Genomic DNA, 4,227 nt, shown 5'->3' with positions numbered 1-4,227 from the left:
ATCGCGGGGTTAATTGCGGGATACACGTATAATCGCTTTAAGGATACGAAGCTGCCCGAATATCTCGGGTTTTTCAGCGGGCGCAGGCTCGTTCCGATTGTAACGGCGCTGCCATTTTATAAATGGCGGTCCGGACGGGACTCGAACCCGCGACCTCCTGCGTGACAGGCAGGCATTCTAACCAACTGAACTACCGGACCATTTTAAAATTTGGTTGCGGGGGCAGGATTTGAACCTGCGACCTTCGGGTTATGAGCCCGACGAGCTACCGAACTGCTCCACCCCGCGATGATAAAAGTAATGCTTGGCGGCGTCCTACTCTCACAGGGGGAAACCCCCGACTACCATCGGCGCTGAAGAGCTTAACTTCCGTGTTCGGCATGGGAACGGGTGTGACCTCTTCGCTATCGCCACCAAACCATTGAGAGTGTTCTCTCAAAACTAGATAACAGTAAGCATACATTCAAATTGGTTAAGTCCTCGATCGATTAGTATCTGTCAGCTCCATGTGTCGCCACACTTCCACCTCAGACCTATCAACCTGATCATCTTTCAGGGATCTTACTTCCTTGCGGAATGGGAAATCTCATCTTGAGGGGGGCTTCATGCTTAGATGCTTTCAGCACTTATCCCGTCCGCACATAGCTACCCAGCGATGCCCTTGGCAGAACAACTGGTACACCAGCGGTGCGTCCATCCCGGTCCTCTCGTACTAAGGACAGCTCCTCTCAAATTTCCTGCGCCCGCGACGGATAGGGACCGAACTGTCTCACGACGTTCTGAACCCAGCTCGCGTACCGCTTTAATGGGCGAACAGCCCAACCCTTGGGACCGACTCCAGCCCCAGGATGCGACGAGCCGACATCGAGGTGCCAAACCTCCCCGTCGATGTGGACTCTTGGGGGAGATAAGCCTGTTATCCCCGGGGTAGCTTTTATCCGTTGAGCGATGGCCCTTCCATGCGGAACCACCGGATCACTAAGCCCGACTTTCGTCCCTGCTCGACTTGTAGGTCTCGCAGTCAAGCTCCCTTGTGCCTTTACACTCTGCGAATGATTTCCAACCATTCTGAGGGAACCTTTGGGCGCCTCCGTTACCTTTTAGGAGGCGACCGCCCCAGTCAAACTGCCCACCTGACACTGTCTCCCCGCCCGATAAGGGCGGCGGGTTAGAAGGTCAATACAGCCAGGGTAGTATCCCACCGATGCCTCCACCGAAGCTGGCGCTCCGGTTTCCAAGGCTCCTACCTATCCTGTACAAGCTGTACCAACATTCAATATCAGGCTGCAGTAAAGCTCCACGGGGTCTTTCCGTCCTGTCGCGGGTAACCTGCATCTTCACAGGTACTATAATTTCACCGAGTCTCTCGTTGAGACAGTGCCCAGATCGTTGCGCCTTTCGTGCGGGTCGGAACTTACCCGACAAGGAATTTCGCTACCTTAGGACCGTTATAGTTACGGCCGCCGTTTACTGGGGCTTCAATTCGCACCTTCGCTTACGCTAAGCGCTCCTCTTAACCTTCCAGCACCGGGCAGGCGTCAGCCCCTATACTTCGCCTTACGGCTTCGCAGAGACCTGTGTTTTTGCTAAACAGTCGCCTGGGCCTATTCACTGCGGCTCTCTCGGGCTTGCACCCTAACAGAGCACCCCTTCTCCCGAAGTTACGGGGTCATTTTGCCGAGTTCCTTAACGAGAGTTCTCTCGATCACCTTAGGATTCTCTCCTCGCCTACCTGTGTCGGTTTGCGGTACGGGCACCTCTCACCTCGCTAGAGGCTTTTCTTGGCAGTGTGGAATCAGGAACTTCGCTACTATATTTCGCTCGCCATCACAGCTCAGCCTTATGGGAAACGGATTTGCCTATTTCCCAGCCTAACTGCTTGGACGCGGATATCCAATACCGCGCTTACCCTATCCTCCTGCGTCCCCCCATTGCTCAAATGGTGAGGAGGTGGTACAGGAATATCAACCTGTTGTCCATCGCCTACGCCTTTCGGCCTCGGCTTAGGTCCCGACTAACCCTGAGCGGACGAGCCTTCCTCAGGAAACCTTAGGCATTCGGTGGAGGGGATTCTCACCCCTCTTTCGCTACTCATACCGGCATTCTCACTTCTAAGCGCTCCACCAGTCCTTCCGGTCTGGCTTCACAGCCCTTAGAACGCTCTCCTACCACTGTTCGAAGAACAGTCCGCAGCTTCGGTGATACGTTTAGCCCCGGTACATTTTCGGCGCAGAGTCACTCGACCAGTGAGCTATTACGCACTCTTTAAATGGTGGCTGCTTCTAAGCCAACATCCTGGTTGTCTAAGCAACTCCACATCCTTTTCCACTTAACGTATACTTTGGGACCTTAGCTGGCGGTCTGGGCTGTTTCCCTTTCGACTACGGATCTTATCACTCGCAGTCTGACTCCCAAGGATAAGTCATTGGCATTCGGAGTTTGACTGAATTCGGTAACCCGGTAGGGGCCCCTAGTCCAATCAGTGCTCTACCTCCAAGACTCTTACCTTGAGGCTAGCCCTAAAGCTATTTCGGAGAGAACCAGCTATCTCCAGGTTCGATTGGCATTTCACCCCTACCCACACCTCATCCCCGCACTTTTCAACGTGCGTGGGTTCGGGCCTCCATTCAGTGTTACCTGAACTTCACCCTGGACATGGGTAGATCACCTGGTTTCGGGTCTACGACCACGTACTCAATTCGCCCTATTCAGACTCGCTTTCGCTGCGGCTCCGCATCTTCTGCTTAACCTTGCACGGGATCGTAACTCGCCGGTTCATTCTACAAAAGGCACGCCATCACCCGTTAACGGGCTCTGACTACTTGTAGGCACACGGTTTCAGGATCTCTTTCACTCCCCTTCCGGGGTGCTTTTCACCTTTCCCTCACGGTACTGGTTCACTATCGGTCACTAGGGAGTATTTAGCCTTGGGAGATGGTCCTCCCGGATTCCGACGGAATTTCACGTGTTCCGCCGTACTCAGGATCCACTCAGGAGAGAACGAAGTTTTGACTACAGGGCTGTTACCTCCTATGGCGGGCCTTTCCAGACCTCTTCATCTACCTCGTTCCTTTGTAACTCCGTACAGAGTGTCCTACAACCCCAAGAGGCAAGCCTCTTGGTTTGGGCTAATCCCGTTTCGCTCGCCGCTACTCAGGAAATCGCATTTGCTTTCTCTTCCTCCGGGTACTTAGATGTTTCAGTTCCCCGGGTCTGCCTTCTCATATCCTATGTATTCAGATATGGATACCACTCCATTACGAGTGGTGGGTTTCCCCATTCGGAAATCTCCGGATCAAAGCTTGCTTACAGCTCCCCGAAGCATATCGGTGTTCGTCCCGTCCTTCATCGGCTCCTAGTGCCAAGGCATCCACCGTGCGCCCTTTCTAACTTAACCGTTAAAAAGAATCACTACGTGATATCTTGTATTACTAATTGAATGTGAATTACTTCTGTTATCTAGTTTTCAAAGAACACGTTGGTGGAGCCTAGCGGGATCGAACCGCTGACCTCCTGCGTGCAAAGCAGGCGCTCTCCCAGCTGAGCTAAGGCCCCAATTTAATAGAAGATGGTGGGCCTGAGTGGACTCGAACCACCGACCTCACGCTTATCAGGCGTGCGCTCTAACCAGCTGAGCTACAGGCCCATCTTAACTTATTCAAGGAACAAAGTTCCTTCAAAACTAAACAAGACAGGGAACGTTCTGTTTATAAGACCCAAGGTCTTATATTCCGTTAAAATCCTTAGAAAGGAGGTGATCCAGCCGCACCTTCCGATACGGCTACCTTGTTACGACTTCACCCCAATCATCTGTCCCACCTTCGGCGGCTGGCTCCAAAAAGGTTACCTCACCGACTTCGGGTGTTACAAACTCTCGTGGTGTGACGGGCGGTGTGTACAAGGCCCGGGAACGTATTCACCGCGGCATGCTGATCCGCGATTACTAGCGATTCCAGCTTCACGCAGTCGAGTTGCAGACTGCGATCCGAACTGAGAACAGATTTGTGGGATTGGCTTAACCTCGCGGTTTCGCTGCCCTTTGTTCTGTCCATTGTAGCACGTGTGTAGCCCAGGTCATAAGGGGCATGATGATTTGACGTCATCCCCACCTTCCTCCGGTTTGTCACCGGCAGTCACCTTAGAGTGCCCAACTGAATGCTGGCAACTAAGATCAAGGGTTGCGCTCGTTGCGGGACTTAACCCAACATCTCACGACACGAGCTGACG

Annotated in this window: 1 protein-coding gene, 4 tRNA genes and 3 rRNA genes; 1 reads left to right on the top strand and 7 read right to left on the bottom strand. The window is 53.1% G+C overall.

Annotated elements, in window-relative coordinates; all coding sequences use genetic code 11:
• On the top strand, positions 1–165 hold the full coding sequence (locus ACFRFC_RS38150) for a PTS transporter subunit EIIC (protein WP_383112706.1): 165 nt from the start codon (positions 1–3) through the stop codon (positions 163–165).
• Here ACFRFC_RS38150 and ACFRFC_RS38145 read toward each other — a convergent pair.
• From ACFRFC_RS38145 to ACFRFC_RS38115, 7 genes are all read right to left on the bottom strand, one after another.
• Positions 124–200: transfer RNA gene (locus tag ACFRFC_RS38145), tRNA-Asp, on the bottom strand. The two genes, ACFRFC_RS38150 and ACFRFC_RS38145, sit on opposite strands and share 42 nt — an antisense overlap.
• Positions 201–211: 11 nt before the next feature.
• Positions 212–288 (bottom strand) — tRNA-Met (locus tag ACFRFC_RS38140).
• Positions 289–302: 14 nt separating this feature from the next.
• A 5S ribosomal RNA gene (rrf, locus tag ACFRFC_RS38135) occupies positions 303–418 on the bottom strand.
• A gap of 50 nt (positions 419–468) precedes the next feature.
• Positions 469–3,397 (bottom strand): 23S ribosomal RNA (locus ACFRFC_RS38130).
• Positions 3,398–3,479: 82 nt separating this feature from the next.
• Positions 3,480–3,555 (bottom strand) — tRNA-Ala (locus ACFRFC_RS38125).
• Positions 3,556–3,569: 14 nt separating this feature from the next.
• Positions 3,570–3,646: transfer RNA gene (locus tag ACFRFC_RS38120), tRNA-Ile, on the bottom strand.
• A gap of 101 nt (positions 3,647–3,747) precedes the next feature.
• Positions 3,748–4,227, bottom strand: a 16S ribosomal RNA gene (locus ACFRFC_RS38115); the annotation flags it as partial.

It is taken from the genome of Streptomyces sp. NPDC056734 (assembly GCF_042790455.1).
GTDB lineage: Bacteria > Actinomycetota > Actinomycetes > Streptomycetales > Streptomycetaceae > Streptomyces.
This window is presented reverse-complemented; position numbering and strand designations above follow the sequence as displayed.